This window comes from Galbibacter sp. (assembly GCF_048266365.1).
Taxonomy (GTDB): domain Bacteria; phylum Bacteroidota; class Bacteroidia; order Flavobacteriales; family Flavobacteriaceae; genus Galbibacter.
Window position 1 is genome coordinate 184,884 of the sequence record NZ_JBLWZP010000005.1, and the last position, 17,416, is coordinate 202,299.

The 17,416-nt window shown below is 38.9% G+C and carries 17 protein-coding genes; 8 read left to right on the forward strand and 9 right to left on the reverse strand.

The window, feature by feature from the left end:
- The first annotated feature begins 47 nt into the window (after positions 1-47).
- The 3 genes from ACN0TV_RS09840 to ACN0TV_RS09850 all read left to right on the forward strand — a co-directional run bounded on the left by ACN0TV_RS09840 (position 48) and on the right by ACN0TV_RS09850 (position 2,448).
- Positions 48-1,841, forward strand: coding sequence for a chloride channel protein (locus ACN0TV_RS09840; RefSeq protein ID WP_417362541.1), 1,794 nt, complete (start codon positions 48-50; stop codon positions 1,839-1,841).
- Positions 1,842-1,916: 75 nt separating this feature from the next.
- Positions 1,917-2,171, forward strand: coding sequence for a hypothetical protein (locus ACN0TV_RS09845; RefSeq protein ID WP_417362543.1), 255 nt, complete (start codon positions 1,917-1,919; stop codon positions 2,169-2,171).
- Between the two features lie 82 nt (positions 2,172-2,253).
- The gene (locus ACN0TV_RS09850; RefSeq protein WP_008990027.1) at positions 2,254-2,448 is read left to right on the forward strand and encodes a cold-shock protein; all 195 of its coding nucleotides are present in this window, start codon (positions 2,254-2,256) and stop codon (positions 2,446-2,448) included.
- An 85-nt stretch (positions 2,449-2,533) separates the two neighbouring features.
- On the opposite strand, the gene ACN0TV_RS09855 is transcribed toward ACN0TV_RS09850, so the two are convergent.
- Complete coding sequence (locus ACN0TV_RS09855) at positions 2,534-2,980, reverse strand: nucleoside deaminase (protein WP_417362557.1); 447 nt, start codon at positions 2,978-2,980, stop codon at positions 2,534-2,536.
- Between the two features lie 328 nt (positions 2,981-3,308).
- Between ACN0TV_RS09855 and ACN0TV_RS09860 the strand changes: the two genes are divergently transcribed.
- Complete coding sequence (locus ACN0TV_RS09860; protein WP_417362559.1) at positions 3,309-3,938, forward strand: RluA family pseudouridine synthase; 630 nt, start codon at positions 3,309-3,311, stop codon at positions 3,936-3,938.
- On the opposite strand, the gene sufD is transcribed toward ACN0TV_RS09860, so the two are convergent.
- The 4 genes from sufD to ACN0TV_RS09880 all read right to left on the reverse strand — a co-directional run bounded on the left by sufD (position 3,935) and on the right by ACN0TV_RS09880 (position 8,068).
- Positions 3,935-5,251, reverse strand: coding sequence for a Fe-S cluster assembly protein SufD (sufD, locus tag ACN0TV_RS09865; RefSeq protein WP_417362561.1), 1,317 nt, complete (start codon positions 5,249-5,251; stop codon positions 3,935-3,937). The genes ACN0TV_RS09860 and sufD overlap by 4 nt on opposite strands.
- Before the next feature lie 136 nt (positions 5,252-5,387).
- Positions 5,388-6,140: a Fe-S cluster assembly ATPase SufC gene (sufC, locus tag ACN0TV_RS09870; RefSeq protein ID WP_417362563.1), complete on the reverse strand. Its 753-nt coding sequence runs from the start codon at positions 6,138-6,140 to the stop codon at positions 5,388-5,390.
- An 81-nt stretch (positions 6,141-6,221) separates the two neighbouring features.
- Positions 6,222-7,667: a Fe-S cluster assembly protein SufB gene (gene sufB / locus ACN0TV_RS09875; RefSeq protein WP_417362565.1), complete on the reverse strand. Its 1,446-nt coding sequence runs from the start codon at positions 7,665-7,667 to the stop codon at positions 6,222-6,224.
- A 71-nt stretch (positions 7,668-7,738) separates the two neighbouring features.
- Entirely contained in the window at positions 7,739-8,068 is a 330-nt protein-coding gene (locus tag ACN0TV_RS09880) for a HesB/IscA family protein (RefSeq protein ID WP_417362567.1), read from the reverse strand.
- Positions 8,069-8,311: 243 nt separating this feature from the next.
- Here ACN0TV_RS09880 and thiL point away from each other — a divergent pair, with 243 nt between their 5' ends.
- A complete protein-coding gene (gene thiL / locus ACN0TV_RS09885; protein ID WP_417362569.1) occupies positions 8,312-9,364 on the forward strand; it encodes a thiamine-phosphate kinase in 1,053 nt (350 codons plus the stop codon).
- A gap of 63 nt (positions 9,365-9,427) precedes the next feature.
- Here thiL and ACN0TV_RS09890 read toward each other — a convergent pair whose 3' ends face one another.
- The 3 genes from ACN0TV_RS09890 to ACN0TV_RS09900 all read right to left on the reverse strand — a co-directional run bounded on the left by ACN0TV_RS09890 (position 9,428) and on the right by ACN0TV_RS09900 (position 11,872).
- Positions 9,428-9,664 carry a hypothetical protein gene (locus ACN0TV_RS09890; RefSeq protein WP_417362571.1) on the reverse strand — a complete coding sequence of 79 codons (237 nt, stop codon included), beginning with the start codon at positions 9,662-9,664 and terminating at the stop codon, positions 9,428-9,430.
- A gap of 50 nt (positions 9,665-9,714) precedes the next feature.
- Positions 9,715-10,494: an alpha/beta fold hydrolase gene (locus ACN0TV_RS09895; RefSeq protein ID WP_417362573.1), complete on the reverse strand. Its 780-nt coding sequence runs from the start codon at positions 10,492-10,494 to the stop codon at positions 9,715-9,717.
- Between the two features lie 85 nt (positions 10,495-10,579).
- Positions 10,580-11,872 carry an aminopeptidase P family protein gene (locus tag ACN0TV_RS09900; protein WP_417362575.1) on the reverse strand — a complete coding sequence of 431 codons (1,293 nt, stop codon included), beginning with the start codon at positions 11,870-11,872 and terminating at the stop codon, positions 10,580-10,582.
- A gap of 249 nt (positions 11,873-12,121) precedes the next feature.
- Here ACN0TV_RS09900 and ACN0TV_RS09905 point away from each other — a divergent pair, with 249 nt between their 5' ends.
- From ACN0TV_RS09905 to ACN0TV_RS09915, 3 genes are all read left to right on the forward strand, one after another.
- The gene (locus tag ACN0TV_RS09905; protein WP_417362577.1) at positions 12,122-12,781 is read left to right on the forward strand and encodes a succinate dehydrogenase cytochrome b subunit; all 660 of its coding nucleotides are present in this window, start codon (positions 12,122-12,124) and stop codon (positions 12,779-12,781) included.
- A gap of 12 nt (positions 12,782-12,793) precedes the next feature.
- On the forward strand, positions 12,794-14,797 hold the full coding sequence (locus ACN0TV_RS09910) for a fumarate reductase/succinate dehydrogenase flavoprotein subunit (RefSeq protein WP_417362579.1): 2,004 nt from the start codon (positions 12,794-12,796) through the stop codon (positions 14,795-14,797).
- Between the two features lie 66 nt (positions 14,798-14,863).
- A complete protein-coding gene (locus tag ACN0TV_RS09915) occupies positions 14,864-15,610 on the forward strand; it encodes a succinate dehydrogenase/fumarate reductase iron-sulfur subunit (RefSeq protein ID WP_417362581.1) in 747 nt (248 codons plus the stop codon).
- A gap of 108 nt (positions 15,611-15,718) precedes the next feature.
- Here the strand turns inward: ACN0TV_RS09915 and ACN0TV_RS09920 are convergent, their stop codons facing one another.
- Positions 15,719-17,416 carry a sodium:solute symporter family protein gene (locus tag ACN0TV_RS09920; RefSeq protein WP_417362583.1) on the reverse strand — a complete coding sequence of 566 codons (1,698 nt, stop codon included), beginning with the start codon at positions 17,414-17,416 and terminating at the stop codon, positions 15,719-15,721.

The window sequence follows — 17,416 nt, forward strand, 5'->3', positions numbered from 1 at the left end:
AAATAAATTTTGTATTTTTAAAAAGCTCGAATTAATATTTATGAGAGATGCCACAAATTAAAAAGTCACTACTAACCCGCTTTCTCATATGGCGAGCTAAGAACATATCTCACCGCGGGTTTGTGTACATCCTTAGTATTGTAGTAGGTTTTACCTCTGGATTGGGTGCTGTGATCTTAAAAAATCTCACGCATTATATCCAACTCTTATTGGAGGGCAAACTTATACAACACTATTCTGAGGCTGTTTATTTTGTATACCCACTAATTGGATTAGGGCTCACCTACCTGATGATGAAGTACGTCATCAAAAACAAAGTGAGTCATGGGATTCCGTCGACCCTTTTTGCCATTTCTAAGCGCAAAGGTATCATGAAAAGGTATCAAATGATTGGAAGTATACTTACCGCTCCCATAACAGTCGGATTTGGAGGATCGGTAGGTCTGGAGGGACCAACAGTTTCAACAGGAGCTGCCATAAGCTCGAACATCTCCAGGCTCTTCCACATGAATCAGGCGACCAGGACACTTTTAATAGGTGCTGCAGCCGCGGGAGCCATGTCCTCTATTTTTAAGTCCCCTATTGCAGCAATTGTTTTTGCCGTTGAAGTTATGAGTCTGGACTTAACACTAGCCTCATTGTTGCCGCTATTGTTAGCATCTATTTCAGGAGTACTGACTTCCTATTTTTTCTTTGGTAGTGACATCTTACTTCCCTTTGATTTACAAGATGACTTTATCGTAAATGATGTTCCATATTTCATACTGTTAGGCCTAGTTGCTGCAGGTGTTTCTATTTATTTTACAAAAGTATATGCTAAAATTCAGGACCTATTTGATGCCATAAACGGTCCGATTAAAAGACTTTTAATTGGTGGGGCGGCCATTGGGGTTATTGTCTTTTTAGTTCCTCCCCTCTACGGTGAAGGCTATGAAGTGATGAACCACATGGTTCAAGGAAACCCTACAGCAGCACTTAAAAACAATATTTTAAATATTGACCTCACCAATGCCTGGGGAGTGATCGCATTACTAATTGGTTTACTGTTATTTAAAATTGTAGCCAGTGCCATTACTTTCGGTGCAGGAGGTGTTGGAGGCATATTCGCCCCAACCCTGTTTATGGGTTGTATCATGGGTAACTGTCTAGCGAAGATTTTGAACCACATTGGATTTTTAAACCATCCCGTTTCAGAAAGCAATTTCACTTTAGTAGGGATGACAGGCCTGATGGCAGGTGTCTTACACGCTCCATTGACAGCTATCTTCCTAATAGCAGAACTCACCGGTGGATATGAACTCTTTTTACCGCTTATGATTACTGCCACCATATCTTATGCCATTACCAAATACTTCGTTCCATATTCTGTATATACTATGGAACTCGCGAAGAAAGGTGAATTGATTACTCACAATAAAGATCACGCTGTATTAACCTTAATGGATATGGAATCAGTGATTGAAACCAATTTTGTGGCAGTCTATCCAGATATGACTTTAGGGGAGATTATCAACCATGCGGTGGTAAAGTCAAACAGAAACATATTCCCTGTTTTGGATAGAAAATCTGATCAACTCATAGGAGTCATTCTTTTAGACGATATAAGGTCTATTATGTTTGATCAAAAATTATACGACGAGGTAAAAGCATCCGAAGTGATGCAAAACCCTCCGGCGGTCATTGAAATTGAGAAAGATAAAATGACCAAGGTCATGCAAAAATTTCAAGATAGTGGAGCATGGAACCTACCGGTGATAAAAAACAACCGCTATTACGGTTTTATATCAAAATCAAAACTTCTAACCGCTTACCGAAGAAAGTTAATATCATTTACAGAGTAGCATTTTTGGCTTAAAGTTTCGTATTTTGAGAAGGCTAATTTCTATTTTGGAATAATTAAATATAAATTTTAACCTATGAAATATCTTATTCAAATATTATTTGCTTGCGTTATACTGGGAATAGGATCAGGATTTTACGTAAAAAGCCAGGTAAATGAGCTGAGAGGAGATCAAATTCTTGGCGTTACCGTTCTTTTCACTGTTTTTATTCTATTTCCGCTATTTATTTATCACCGTTCAAAAGGAAAAAAGATGTCAGATTATATGTTTACCAAGGAAAATCTTGATAAAATGACCAACAAAGACAACAAATACCCTGATAATCAATAAATTTTAAAATATTTATTTATTTTTTGAAAGTTCCTTTCAATTATTTTGATACATTTGAATATTAATTTTTATAATAATTATAATGACTGGTACAGTAAAATTTTTCAATGAGTCCAAAGGTTACGGATTCATAACCAACGATGACACCGGAAAAGACATTTTTGTTCACGTAACAGCGTTGAATGGTGTTGAACTTAACGAAGGAGACAAAGTAGAATATTTAGAAGAAGAAGGCAGAAAAGGCGTGGTTGCTTCGCAAGTGCAAGTAATCGGATAAAAATATATTTTATTTTTGTAGTACAAAAGTCGTCCAACTCGGGCGACTTTTTTCTTTCCTAGTTACAGGTAATCAGTATTCTTACTCAATTCAAATTTCTTCTTTGGATAAAGAATTTATTGAGTAAAACCTCAGCTTCTTTCTGCAATACACCTTTAACTACACTTGTTTTAGGATGCAATTTTGTTCCCATTACTTCATAGCCCCGATGTGTATCAGACGCTCCGAACACGACTCTTTCGAGTTGGCTCCAATACAAGGCACCTGCACACATTTGACAAGGCTCTAAGGTCACATACAAAGTACAACCCTTTAAGTATTTCCCTCCCAAATAGTTTGCGGCTGCGGTAATAGCCTGCATCTCCGCATGGGCTGTGACATCGTGAAGTGCTTCCGTCAAATTATGAGCTCTGGCTATGATCTTTTGATCTATTACAACTACAGCACCCACAGGTATTTCCCCCTTTTGGAAAGCTAGTTCTGCCTCCACAAGGGCCCGTTTCATAAAATAAGTATCGTCAAATGGATCCATAAAACAAAGATATACAAAGTCTGTTTCTCTTTGGGCACGGAAATCAAAAAGACTGCTTTACTTTTGTAAAGATTATAAACCATACAACATCGAAGCTATCGAGATTCATACTGTTCCAGCATTAGCCCTCCCTATTCGCTTACAAGAATACGGTGTCGGTATATTTAACCATGCGTCAACTAAATCAGCGCTAAAAAAGGCGCTAAAAAAAGGACGGATAACCATCGATGATAATCCGGTCTGCTCCGCTACTTATATCCACGGTGGGGAAACAATCACCCTTACCACACCCCTAAATTTACAAACAGATAAAGCTCCGGATGTTCCTTTGGAAATTCTATATGAAGATTCATATTTGGCCGCTATCGTAAAGCCTGCGGGCGTGCTTGTTAGTGGCAATAAATTTAAAACGATCACCAATGCCCTACCACATCAATTAAAAAAGAGTGATCTAGCAGATGCCTGTTTACCCCAACCAGTGCATCGATTGGACTTTGGTACCTCTGGAATCCTATTGTGTGGCAAAACGCAAACAAGCATTCGTATACTCAACAAAATGTTTGAGCATAAAGAGACCTCAAAAACCTATTACGCAATAACTGCTGGTGAAATGCCAGACTCGGGAAGTATTTCTAGTCTAGTAGACGATAAAGAGTCCTTAAGTCACTTTAATGTTATTCATAAGATTCCATCTGAAAAGTACAGTGGCCTTAACCTAGTTAAATTAGACCCAAAAACAGGAAGGCGCCATCAACTAAGAAAGCACCTTGCTAGTATTGGATATCCTATATTAGGGGATCAAGAATATGGTCTTGACCATATAAGTAGTCGGGTCAAGGGACTCCATCTTCACAGTTTTTCTCTAAGGTTTATTCACCCCTTGACAAAAAAAGAAATTTACCTGCAAGCCCCTATACCTAAACGATTCAAAAAACTATTTCCAGCAGCTGAGTATTAAAGATCAAAACCAATACTAACTCCTAATTTCATAGCGATTAATTTATTGACTCTTGCTTTAACTTCAGGAATCTTCACGCTTTCAAGGACGTTGTTTGCAAAGGCATACATCAACAGCGCACGAGCTTCCTTTTTAGGAATACCTCTGGTACGAAGGTAAAACATAGCCTCTTCATCCAATTGACCGATAGTACATCCGTGTGAGCACTTCACATCGTCTGCGAAGATTTCCAATTGCGGTTTTGCATTCACCGTAGCTTTATCGCTGACCAAAATATTGTTATTCTGTTGGAATCCATTGGTCTTCTGTGCCTCCTTTTCAACGATAATTCTACCGTTAAAAACTCCTGTACTGCTATCGCCAAATATCCCTTTATAGTCTTGGTGACTTTCACAATTTGGCGTTGCGTGGTGTACTAAAGTACTGTGATCAACGTGTTGCTTATCCTCAATTATAGTAACTCCTTTCAAAGTAGAATTAATATATTCCCCTTTATGCAAGAATTGTAAATTGTTTCTGGTCAATTTCCCACCAAAAGAGAAGGTATGAACAGAAGCATGACTATTCTGTTGTTGAGAAATATAGGTGTTATCAATTAAAGAGGCATTCTGTTGATCATTCTGAATTTTGTAATAGTCTACAATTCCTCTTTTCTGGGTGTGTATTTCGGTAACAGCGTTGGTCAATACCGCGTTTTCATTTAAACTTTGGTGTCGTTCAATAATTTGAACATAGGCATTCTCCCCTACCACAATTAAGTTTCGCGGTTGGGCCATTTGCGAAGATTCCTTTCCAGTTGAGAAATACAATACTTGAATCGGCTTATGGACAACCTTCCCTTTAGGAACATTGATAAATGCACCTTCCTTAGAGAATGCGGTATTCAAAGCGGTTAGACTATCTTCCATATCAACGATTTTATTGAAATAATTCTCAATCACCAATTGATATTTTGGCTTCGTTAGAGCTGCACCCATGGTACATACATCCAGGCCTTCATGTGTGATTTCAGAGAGGTGTGAACTGAAAACTCCATCGATGAATACAATTCTGTAACTATCGATATCATGAATAAAATATTTCTTTATATCGTTAAACTCAATAGCAGATTCTTGATCGCTGAAAACGCTATAGTCGTTTTTTAATAATGCATTTAAAGAGGTATATTTCCACGCCTCATCTTTTTTGCTAGGAAATCCCTTTTGCTCAAAGACTTTAATGGCCTGGGTTCGAATATCATGTACGGCATGATTGACATCTACTCGATTCTCAAAAGCCATAAATGATGATAATAATTTATCTTTTAATTCCATGATCCTTAATTCTAATCTATTTGCTTTTTACCAAAAGCGCTATTTAACAACAGCCCACTAACACCTAAAAATAAAGGCTGATTAGGCCATCCAATGGTTGCTCTAGTTTCGGGGGTAAACCTTACCCAGACTATGACTAAACCTCAACTTCTTGTTTAATCCAATCGTATCCTTTTTCTTCTAATTCCATAGCAAGTTCCTTCCCTCCGGATTTTACAATCCTACCGTTTAAGAGAACATGCACAAAATCAGGAACGATATATTCTAAAAGTCGTTGATAGTGCGTAATAACCATCACAGCATTTTCGCTACTTTTCAGTTTATTGACACCGTTTGCAACAATACGTAGCGCATCGATATCCAATCCTGAATCGGTTTCATCCAAAATAGCTAACTTTGGTTCTAACATTGCCATTTGGAAAATTTCATTTCTCTTCTTCTCACCACCTGAGAATCCTTCATTCAATGAACGTGATAAAAATTTTCGATCGATATCCAAAAGTTCAGACTTCTCACGAATCATTTTTAGCATTTCATTGGCCGGCATATCCTCCAAGCCTTTAGCACGTCTGGTTTCGTTGATAGCTGTCTTTATAAAGTTGGTTACAGATACTCCAGGTATTTCAATGGGGTACTGGAAAGAAAGAAATAATCCATTGTGAGCGCGATCCTCCGGTGCAAGTTCGCCTATATCTTCTCCTAAAAATTCGATACTACCTTGAGTAACTTCGAAATCTTCATTTCCTGCAATTACCGATGACAATGTACTTTTACCAGAACCATTTGGCCCCATGATAGCGTGTACTTCACCTGGTTTGATTTCCAAGTTAATACCTTTTAAAATTTCTTTACCCTCTACGCTAGCGTGTAAATTTTCAATTCTTAACATTTGCTTCTTGTTATATGCTGTTATGTTGTTAAGCTCCCGGTATAATGTTTAGCCAAGGGGAACCTAACCACCAATTTTTATTTATCCTACAGAACCCTCTAAAGAGATTTCCAGTAATTTTTGAGCTTCTACGGCGAACTCCATAGGTAGCTTATTTAATACTTCTTTACTAAAACCGTTCACTATTAAAGCGATTGCCTTCTCAGTGTCAATACCACGTTGATTACAGTAAAAGATTTGATCTTCACCAATTTTACTGGTTGTCGCCTCATGTTCGATCTGAGCAGTTTTATTTTTTGTTTCGATATATGGGAAGGTATGAGCCCCACAGGAGTTACCCATTAACAAGGAATCACATTGAGAAAAGTTCCTAGCATTTTCAGCTCTACCATGTACCTGAACCAATCCTCTATAGCTGTTTTGAGAATTTCCAGCTGAGATCCCCTTGGAGATAATAGTACTCTTAGTATTCTTACCTAAGTGAATCATCTTGGTTCCGGTATCTGCCTGTTGGAAGTTATTGGTCACGGCAATGGAATAAAATTCTCCAACGGAATGATCACCTTTAAGAATACATGATGGATACTTCCAAGTTACTGCAGAACCTGTTTCAACTTGAGTCCAACTAATCTTAGCTCTGGTCTCACAAATTCCTCGTTTAGTTACAAAGTTGAAGACCCCTCCTTTTCCTTGTTTATCACCGGGATACCAGTTTTGAACGGTGGAATATTTAATTTCGGCATCGTCCATGGCAATGAGTTCAACGACCGCTGCGTGAAGTTGGTTCTCATCTCTAGTCGGTGCCGTACATCCTTCAAGGTAACTTACATAACTCTCTTGATCCGCGATAAGAAGTGTACGTTCAAATTGGCCCGTACCTCCTTGGTTAATTCTAAAATAAGTCGACAATTCCATTGGGCAACGTACGCCTTTTGGAATGTAACAGAAAGATCCATCGGAGAACACTGCAGAATTCAGTGCAGCGTAGAAATTATCTCTCTGTGGTACCACAGTACCCAAGTATTTCTTAACCAACTCAGGATGCTTTTGAATAGCCTCGGAAATTGAACAGAAAATAATTCCTTTTTCTTCCAAGGTCTTCTTGAAGGAAGTCGCTACAGAAACAGAATCCATTACAACATCGACCGCAACCCCAGCTAGTTTCTTTTGTTCGTCCATCGAAATACCAAGTTTTTTAAAGGTCTCCAGCAACTCTGGATCAACCTCATCTAAACTATCGTATTTTGGCGCAGACACTGGAGCTGAATAATATGATATCGCCTGAAAATCAGGTTTCTTATACGTTACATTAGCCCATTCCGGCTCTTCCATCTGCTTCCAATAACTGAACGCTTCTAATCGCCAATCTGTCATCCATTGTGGTTCGTTTTTCTTTTTAGAAATTGCACGAACTATATCCTCGTTTAAACCAATAGGCAGCGTATCGGACTCTATATCAGTATAAAATCCGTACTCGTACTCCTTAGTTTCGAGTTCCTTTTTTAATTCTTCTTCTGTGTATGCCATTTTACTCTTAAAATTATTGTGTAGGAACAGTATTGCTCGCTACCGAAAAATTTAACTATAAAATTTGTATTCTATAATGAAAAACTTTCGCCGCATCCGCAAGTTCTTTGTGCATTCGGGTTGTTAAAAACAAATCCTTTCCCATTTAAGCCCCCGGAATATTCCAGGACCGTACCTATGAGATACAAGAAACTTTTTTTATCGACGATAATTTTAACTGCATTGTCTTCGAAAACCTTATCCTCCTGTTCTTTGCTTTTATCAAACCTCAGGTCGTAAGATAGACCACTGCAACCGCCGCTTTTAACCCCAACGCGCACAAAGTCTTGAGCTACATTAAAGCCATCATCTGCCATTAATTCGGCAATTTTCTTTTTCGCTGATTCAGAAACTTTTATCATTGTATTTTAGTTATTTCCAAATGGTATACAAAAATAAGCTATTCATTATGATTTACCATGAGTATATGCATTAATATCTTTAATCACTGTATAACCTTTTGTTATGTGATTTGACTATTCCTTACAAAAATTTTAAAATATCTAAATATCAAGGTTTTTAGGTGCTAAAATCTCTACTTAAGAACTCGGAACTTTTGATGACAAAACTTTATTAAAGCTCAAACTCTCTTTATATTTGCAGTTATGATAGAAGATAAAAATCCACAACGTACCTCCATCTCAGAAATGGGAGAATTTGGCTTAATTGATCATCTGACCAAAGGCTTTGAAATCAAAAACCAAAGCACACTAAAAGCTGTTGGTGACGATGCTGCTGTACTTGACTTTCAAGACAAACAAGCTGTAATAACTACAGATCTTTTGGTTGAAGGGGTACATTTCGATTTAAGCTATATGCCTTTAAAACATTTGGGATACAAAGCTATCATTGTCAACCTTTCAGATGTTTATGCTATGAATGCCAAGGCAACACAGGTCACCGTTTCAGTAGCGATATCCAATCGTTTCCCATTAGAAGCTATAGAAGAACTATACCAAGGAATAAAATTGGCTTGTGATTTATATCAGGTCGATTTAATCGGTGGGGACACCACTTCCTCCAACAAAGGCCTGTTGATTAGTGTCACAGCCATTGGAGAAATTAACTCAGAGGACGTAGTATACAGAAATGGAGCGCAATCCAATGATTTATTAGTGGTCTCTGGCGATGTAGGTGGAGCTTATCTTGGTCTCCAAATACTGGAACGTGAAAAACAAGTTTTTGAAGTTAACCCTCAAAATCAACCGGACCTCGATCAATACACATATATTATTGAACGCCAATTAAAACCTGAGGCGAGAAAGGACATTCCTGAATTGCTAAAAGAACTAGGAGTTAAACCCACTTCAATGATTGATGTCAGTGATGGCTTATCTTCTGAAATCATACACTTATGCAAACAGTCAAAAGTAGGTTGTAATTTGTATGAGGATAAGATTCCATTAGATCCACAGACAATTTCTACCTGTGAGGAATTCAACATTAGCAGTACGACAGTAGCTCTAAGTGGCGGGGAGGATTACGAGCTTCTTTTTACAATTTCTCAAGAAGACTATCCTAAGATTAAAGCAAACCCCAGCTTGACTGTTATAGGTCATATGACTCAAGAGTCCGAAGGGATGCACTTGTTCACAAGAGCAAATACTAAAATACCGCTACAGGCGCGTGGATGGAATTCATTTGACAATCAAGCATAGGAATTCCAAGGCCTAATGAGAAAACTCTCAATAGCAATCTAAAAATTTTGTGATTAAAGAAATCTAAGCAACAGACTGTACTTGGTGTCTTTTGCGATAAAACTTAGCTAAAGATTCATTGATTTCCTTTAATTCCGGAGTCAATACATCTAAGGTGCCTGTTTCTGTAGTGGTCAATTCGCACTTGCAATGCTTACATGTGTATTCTGCAACATGAGAGGTGATTTTTTTCGATACCACATAGCGATGACCGAACACAGCGCACAGCGCCCTTTTGAATGTAGATTTTGAGGATTTCATAATAATTAAGATTTTTGGGTGAAACAAATATATAATAATCTGTAAACCAATCAAGTATTTTTCAAAAAAATATTGATTTCCTCGATAAACTCAGCCTTATTCTCTATGAAACTCATATGCCCATCGGCAAATTCGATTAGTTTTACTGATGTATTTTCTATCTGATCTATGAGTTCTTCATACTTAAGAACCGGATCTTTTTTCCCTATAATCATCATTTTAGCAAAAGGAGTGAAGTGTAGTAATATTTCTCTGTCATCACGAATTTTCATCCCTTCCAAGGCCGCAACGATTCCTTGTAAAGGCGTTTTTAAGGCCTCTTTCTTAAGCCTTTTAATTTCTTCAGAGAACACTTTTCTGTTTTTAGGACGAAAGAGATTCGATACACCCATACGAACGAAGGTTCTATGATCTTTCTTAACCAATTCAATGGCACGATCACGATTCTTTTTTCGCTCTTGAGAGTCCGCTCTAGCTGTAGAATTTGCAAGTACCATTCCTTTTACATCATCAGGATAAGCTTCGGCATACGCAAGAGCGACGTAACCCCCCATGGAATGCCCTACAAAGGAGACTCTTCTTAGTTTCAACCAATACAGCACAGCTTTCACTGCTTCTGCCATCTGCTCCATCGTATGCACATAACCAATACAGCCAGTGTTACCATGACCAAGCAGATCTATACTAATGACTCGGTAACGTTTAACTAATGATGCCTTAACGGAATTCCAAATTGTAGAATTTTCTAAAAAACCATGCAATAACACGACTGTAGATCCTTGACCTTCGTCCTGATAATACACTGTTGTTCCTTTAAAATTTATGGTCATTGCACCCTGTATCAACGGTTTGATCCCGAATGATAAAACTGAGAGCAGTGGCCGTATTTGGCCTCTGCGCCCGGTTTGTATCAAATTATCGATTCATCCAATCTTCAATCTCTTCGATTTCCAACGGAATTCCTGCCATTAAGTTGAATGGCTCTCCTTTTTCTTGAATCACCACATCATCTTCCAATCGGATACCAAAACCTTCCTCCGGAATATAAATTCCCGGCTCTACGGTAACGACCATATTGGCCAGCATTGGCTTTTTCAAAGGACCGTAATCGTGGGTGTCCAGCCCTATATGATGGCTTGTTCCGTGCATGAAATACTTTTTGTAAGCCGGCCAATTTGGATCTTCGTTCTGTACATCAGCTTTATCCAAAAGTCCAAGACCAAGTAATTCACTGGTCATGAGCTTTCCGACTTCCTCATGATATTCTTTCCACATGGCTCCCGGAACCAGCATTGCGGTCGCTTGCTTTTTAACATTCAATACCGCGGTATAAACCTGTTTCTGACGTTCCGTAAAACGTCCGCTAACAGGAATGGTTCTGGTCATATCACTGGCGTAATTTGCATATTCCGCTCCCACATCTAAAAGCAATAAATCTCCCTCTTTACACACTTCATTGTTCTCGACATAATGCAAAACATTTGCATTATTTCCTGAAGCGACAATAGGCGTATAAGCGAAACCTCTAGATCGGTTGATTAAGAACTCGTGCATAAACTCGGCTTCGATTTCATATTCCCAAACACCAGGCTTAACGAACTGAAGAATGCGTTTGAACCCTTTTTCAGTAATCTTACATGCGTGTTGGATCACATCAATTTCTTCAGGCTCCTTAGTCCCCCTTAAATCCTGTAAGATCGGGTTACTTCTTTCCCAATTATGTGCAGGGAATTTTGCTTTACACTCAATTATAAATCGATCTTCTCTAGTTTGTGTTTCAACAGTTTGTCTGTAATGTTCATTGGTATTAAAATATACCGTTTCAGCCTCCGTCATTAATTCATAAAAAACACGGTCGAAATCTTGCAACCAATAGGTGGTTTTTATCCCACTTACTTCAAACGCTTTTTCTTTGCTAAGTTTTTCTCCCTCCCAAACTGCGATGTGCGGATTGGTTTCTCTCACAAATAGAACCTCCCGGTGTTTTTGCTCAAAAGCATCGGGAAACAAAACCAAAATACTTTCTTCCTGATCTACTCCGCTTAGATAAAATATATCCCTGGCTTGCTGAAAGGGCATTGTACTGTCCGCCCCGATGGGATACACATCATTAGAATTAAAAACTGCAATACTTTTTGGATTCATTCTCGCCATGAATTTTTGGCGATTTTTAATGAATAAATTGCTGTCAATCAAATCGTACTTCATGTTATCTTTTTTGAATTTTCACAAAATTAATAAGAATACTATGGACAGCTGTTAAACTTCGATTAAAGTTTGACGCATTTCAATGATAATTCTTTCGTTTTTCCCCTACTCAAAGGTTTGAGTAGCTAAAACTCAAAACCGAACTGTTTTACTTTAAACTCATTCTAAATTGGAAGTAAAAGCGAAATGAAAGCTTGTTAATCTTTCCTTGGTGCTGTATTTTTGTGCATATCATATAAACTTTTACTAATGAGCGGAATGTTAAATTCATCAATAGCCAGAAAGGTCGCCATGGCACTTTCGGCTATCTTTTTATTAATTTTCCTTTTACAGCATTTTATAATCAACTTCACATCTGTAATCAGCGAAAGCACATTTAACGAATTATCCCATTTTATGGGAACCAATTTCTTAGTTCAATTCTTGATGCAGCCGATACTGATATTTGCAGTAGTTTTTCACTTCATTATGGGATTTATCCTCGAAGTGAAAAATAAGAACGCGAGAAGAATAAAATATGTAAACTACAAGGGAAACGCCAACTCGAGTTGGTTTTCAAGAAACATGATTTATAGTGGGCTTGTCATTCTAGCCTTTCTAGTACTTCACTTTATTGATTTCTGGTTCCCAGAGATAAACTACAAGTACATTGCAGTAAATCCGGAAGATCCTACTCGCTATTACCACGAAATGGTTGAGAAATTCCATGCACCTTGGAGAGTGGTTTGGTATGTAGTTTCGTTTGTCTTACTTGCGATGCACCTTTTACACGGGTTCCAGTCTGCGTTTCAATCTATCGGGTTTAACAACAAATTTACCCCGGGGATTAAAGCTTTTGGTAAGTACTTTGCGATATTGATTCCTTTAGGATTCATATTCATCGCACTTTTTCACTTTTTCAATCAATAAAGACGTAAGATTATGGCAGTATTAGATTCAAAAACTCCCCAAGGCGATATCGCTCAACAGTGGGAAAACTATAAGAACAACATCAACCTTGTCAACCCGGCGAACAAACGTAATATTGATGTTATCGTTGTGGGAACAGGTCTTGCTGGTGGAGCTGCAGCAGCAACCTTAGCTGAGCTAGGGTATAATGTAAAGACATTTTGTTATCAAGATTCTCCGCGTCGTGCGCACTCTATTGCAGCACAAGGTGGGATCAACGCAGCGAAAAATTATCAAGGTGACGGTGACTCAATTTACAGATTGTTTTACGACACTGTTAAAGGAGGTGACTACCGATCACGTGAATCAAACGTATATCGTTTAGCTGAAGTATCAGCTAACATTATAGACCAATGTGTTGCTCAGGGGGTTCCTTTCGCAAGAGAATATGGCGGGCTACTAGACAACCGTTCCTTTGGAGGGGTATTGGTATCTCGAACGTTTTATGCTAAGGGACAAACCGGACAACAGTTATTACTAGGGGCTTATGCCGCAATGAACCGTCAGATCAACAGAGGAAAAATACAATCCTATACTCGACATGAGATGTTGGATATCGTTGTTGTTGACGGTAAAGCAAGAGGTATTATCGCCAGAGACCTGGTAAGTGGAGAAATCGAGCGACATGCGGCACATGCCGTGGTAATCGCATCCGGGGGTTATGGAAATGTATTTTTCTTATCCACTAACGCTATGGGAAGCAACGTAACCGCTTCTTGGAAGATTCACAAAAAAGGAGCTTTCTTTGCCAACCCATGCTATACTCAAATTCACCCTACTTGTATTCCGGTATCCGGAGATCATCAGTCGAAATTGACACTGATGTCGGAGTCACTAAGGAATGATGGTAGAATTTGGGTGCCTAAGAAAAAAGAAGATGCAGTTGCCATCCGCGAAGGAAGATTAAAACCAACCGAATTGACTGAAGAGGAAAGAGATTATTACTTAGAGCGAAGATACCCTTCGTTTGGTAACTTGGTTCCTCGTGATGTAGCTTCCAGAGCAGCCAAAGAGCGTTGTGATGCTGGTTTCGGTGTGAATAAAACTGGTGAAGCTGTATTCTTAGATTTCAAATCTGCTATCCAACGATACGGTAAAGAACAAGCCGCAATCCACGGAAATCACAATCCAAGTGAGAAAGAAATATTGGAATTAGGAGAAAAAGTTATCGAAAACAAATACGGTAACCTTTTTCAGATGTACGAAAAAATCGTAGATGCAAATCCTTATAAAACTCCAATGATGATCTATCCTGCGGTGCATTACACCATGGGCGGTATTTGGGTAGACTACAACTTAATGACAACCATTCCAGGATGTTATGCTACCGGTGAAGCGAACTTCTCTGACCACGGCGCTAACCGTTTAGGTGCCTCTGCTTTAATGCAAGGATTGGCTGATGGTTATTTTGTATTACCATACACTATTGGAGATTACCTATCACAAGACATTAGAACTGGTAAAATATCTACAGATTCTCCTGAATTCGATATGGCAGAAAAAGCTGTTGTGGATCAGATTGATAAGTTAATCAATAACAAAGGGAAACATTCAGTAGACCACTACCATAAAATACTTGGTAAAATCATGTGGAACAAATGTGGTATGGCCAGAAATGCAAAAGACTTGGCTGATGCTGCAGTAGAAATACGTGAACTACGTGAAGATTTCCACAAAAACGTTCTAGTTCCCGGTAGTCCAAAAAGTAAAAACAGTGAGCTTGAAAAAGCATTACGTGTTTCTGACTTTTTAGAACTGGGTGAATTATTTGCCAAAGATGCCTTACACAGAAATGAATCTTGTGGAGGTCACTTTAGAGAAGAATATCAAACCGAAGAGGGAGAAGCCCAAAGGGATGATGAAAACTTCAAATATGTAGCTGCATGGGAGTACACAGGTGACCCTAGTACTGCCAAATTGCATAAAGAAGAATTGGAATATAAAAACATCGAGCTAAAAACCCGCTCGTACAAATAGATATAAGACGTCGTATTTCACAGCTGTGACAATACACATCTTAGGTCAAACTAAATTCTTGATACTATGAATTTAAAACTAAAAATATGGCGTCAAAAAGATGCCACCTCAAAAGGAAAAATGGTTGACTACCCTATTTCGGGTGTGGAGAAGGATATGTCCTTCCTTGAAATGCTAGATGTCCTAAATGAAGAATTGGTAAGTCAAGGAGAAGAGGCTATAGAATTCGATCACGATTGTCGCGAGGGAATTTGCGGAACCTGTTCTTTACAGATTAACGGGGAGCCTCACGGACCAGATCGCGGAGTAACCACTTGTCAGTTGCACATGCGTATGTTCAACGATGGAGACACCATAACCATTGAGCCTTTTAGAGCAAATGCGTTTCCGGTAATCAAAGACTTGGTCGTCGACAGATCTTCCTTTGATCGCATACAACAAGCCGGAGGTTTTGTTTCGGTTAACACCTCTGGAAATACCATAGACGCTAACGCAATTCCTGTAAACAAGGATGATGCAGACGACTCCTTTAACGCAGCTACATGCATTGGTTGTGGAGCTTGTGTTGCAGCATGTAAAAATGCTAGTGCCATGTTGTTTACCTCAGCAAAAGTTTCTCAGTTTGCTTTACTTCCACAAGGTAAAATTGAAGCTACTGAAAGAGTTCTTAACATGGTAAAACAGATGGACGAAGAAGGATTTGGTAACTGTTCTAATACAGGTGCTTGTGAAATCGAATGTCCAAAAGGTATTTCATTAGAAAATATTGCTCGTATGAACAGAGAATATCTCTCGGCTAATCTCGAGAAATAAGACATCACACTCATAGAGCAACCTTATAAAAATTAATAACCGGCACGGTGGGTGATTTCATCCATAGTGCCGGTTGTTTATTTAGATACTCTGTGTGACCTCCTACGACTAATGTGATTGTGCTTCGCCGGCTCCTTTGGGTATACGGATATGATCGACAATTTCAATAATTTCTAAAGGTGGTTTTTTGGTAAATCTAGACACCACTATAGCTACAATGAAGTTGATGACCATTCCAACGGTTCCAAAACCTTCTGGGGAAATTCCAAACCACCAGTTGTCCGGTCCAGAATTTTCAAGATCACCTATCCACTGTAACTTAAATCGTGCAATATAATATAGTGTGATACCCAAACCTATAACCATTCCGGTAATAGCTCCTTCTTTGTTCATTCGCTTGGAAAAAATACCCATTACAATAGCCGGGAAGAACGAAGCGGCCGCCAAACCAAAGGCCAGAGCGACCACAGAGGCCACAAATCCCGGCGGATGGATACCAAAATATCCAGCTACGATTACAGCAACAAAAGCAGCTCCTCTAGCAGCCCACAATTCTTGTTTTTCAGAAATATTAGGCATTACCATCTTTTTCAAAAGATCGTGAGAAACAGAAGCTGAAATCACCAACAACAAACCAGCAGCAGTTGAAAGTGCAGCGGCCATACCTCCGGCAGCCACCAAAGCGATGACCCAATTCGGAAGATTGGCGATTTCTGGGTTGGCCAGAACCATAATATCTTTATCGATGGACAATTCATTCTTATTGGGATCTGCCACATATTGAATGGTACCGTCATTGTTTTTATCTACAAAATCAAGAAGTCCGGTAGTCTCCCACTTAGAGAACCAAGCAGGCATTTGATCATAAGGCTGATTACTTACAGTTTCAATAAGGTTTGTTCTAGCAAAAACAGCTATTGCTGGTGCCGTTGTGTAAAGAATCGCAATAAAAATCAAGGCATACAAGGCAGATTTACGAGCATCTTTTACCCTTGGAACAGTAAAGAACCTAACTATAACATGTGGTAAACCAGCGGTTCCAAGCATCAGTGCAGCAGAAATCATAAACACATCCAGTGTTGATTTACTTCCGGTGGTATACTCATGAAAACCTAACTCTCTTTGCAAGCCGTCAAGCTTATCTAGCAAATACGTTCCATCGGCAACAGTATCACCAAAACCAAGTTGTGGAACTGGATTTCCCGTCATTTGAATAGAGATAAATATGGCAGGTACCATAAAGGCAAAGATCATAATACAATATTGAGCAACCTGTGTATAAGTAATCCCTTTCATTCCTCCCAAAACGGCGTAAAACAGCACTATAGCCATACCGACGAAAACACCTGTGTTAACCTCCACTTCCAAAAATCGAGAGAATACCACTCCTACTCCTCGCATTTGACCAGCGATATAGGTAAAAGAAACAAAGAGTGCACATATAATAGCAACGAGTCGCGCCGTCCTGGAGTAATACCGATCTCCTATAAAATCTGACACGGTAAATTTGCCAAATTTCCTAAGATATGGTGCCAGCAACAACGCAAGGAGTACATAACCTCCAGTCCAACCCATTAAATAAACGGAACCATCATATCCAGAAAAAGAAATGATACCCGCCATGGAAATAAAAGAAGCTGCGGACATCCAATCTGCGGCAGTAGCCATCCCATTAGCAAGAGGTGAAACGCCACCCCCAGCCACATAAAAATCTTTAGTTGAGCCAGCACGACTCCAGATTGCAATACCAATATATATAGCAAAACTGAGTCCTACTACAATGTAAGTTAATAGTTGTAAAGACAT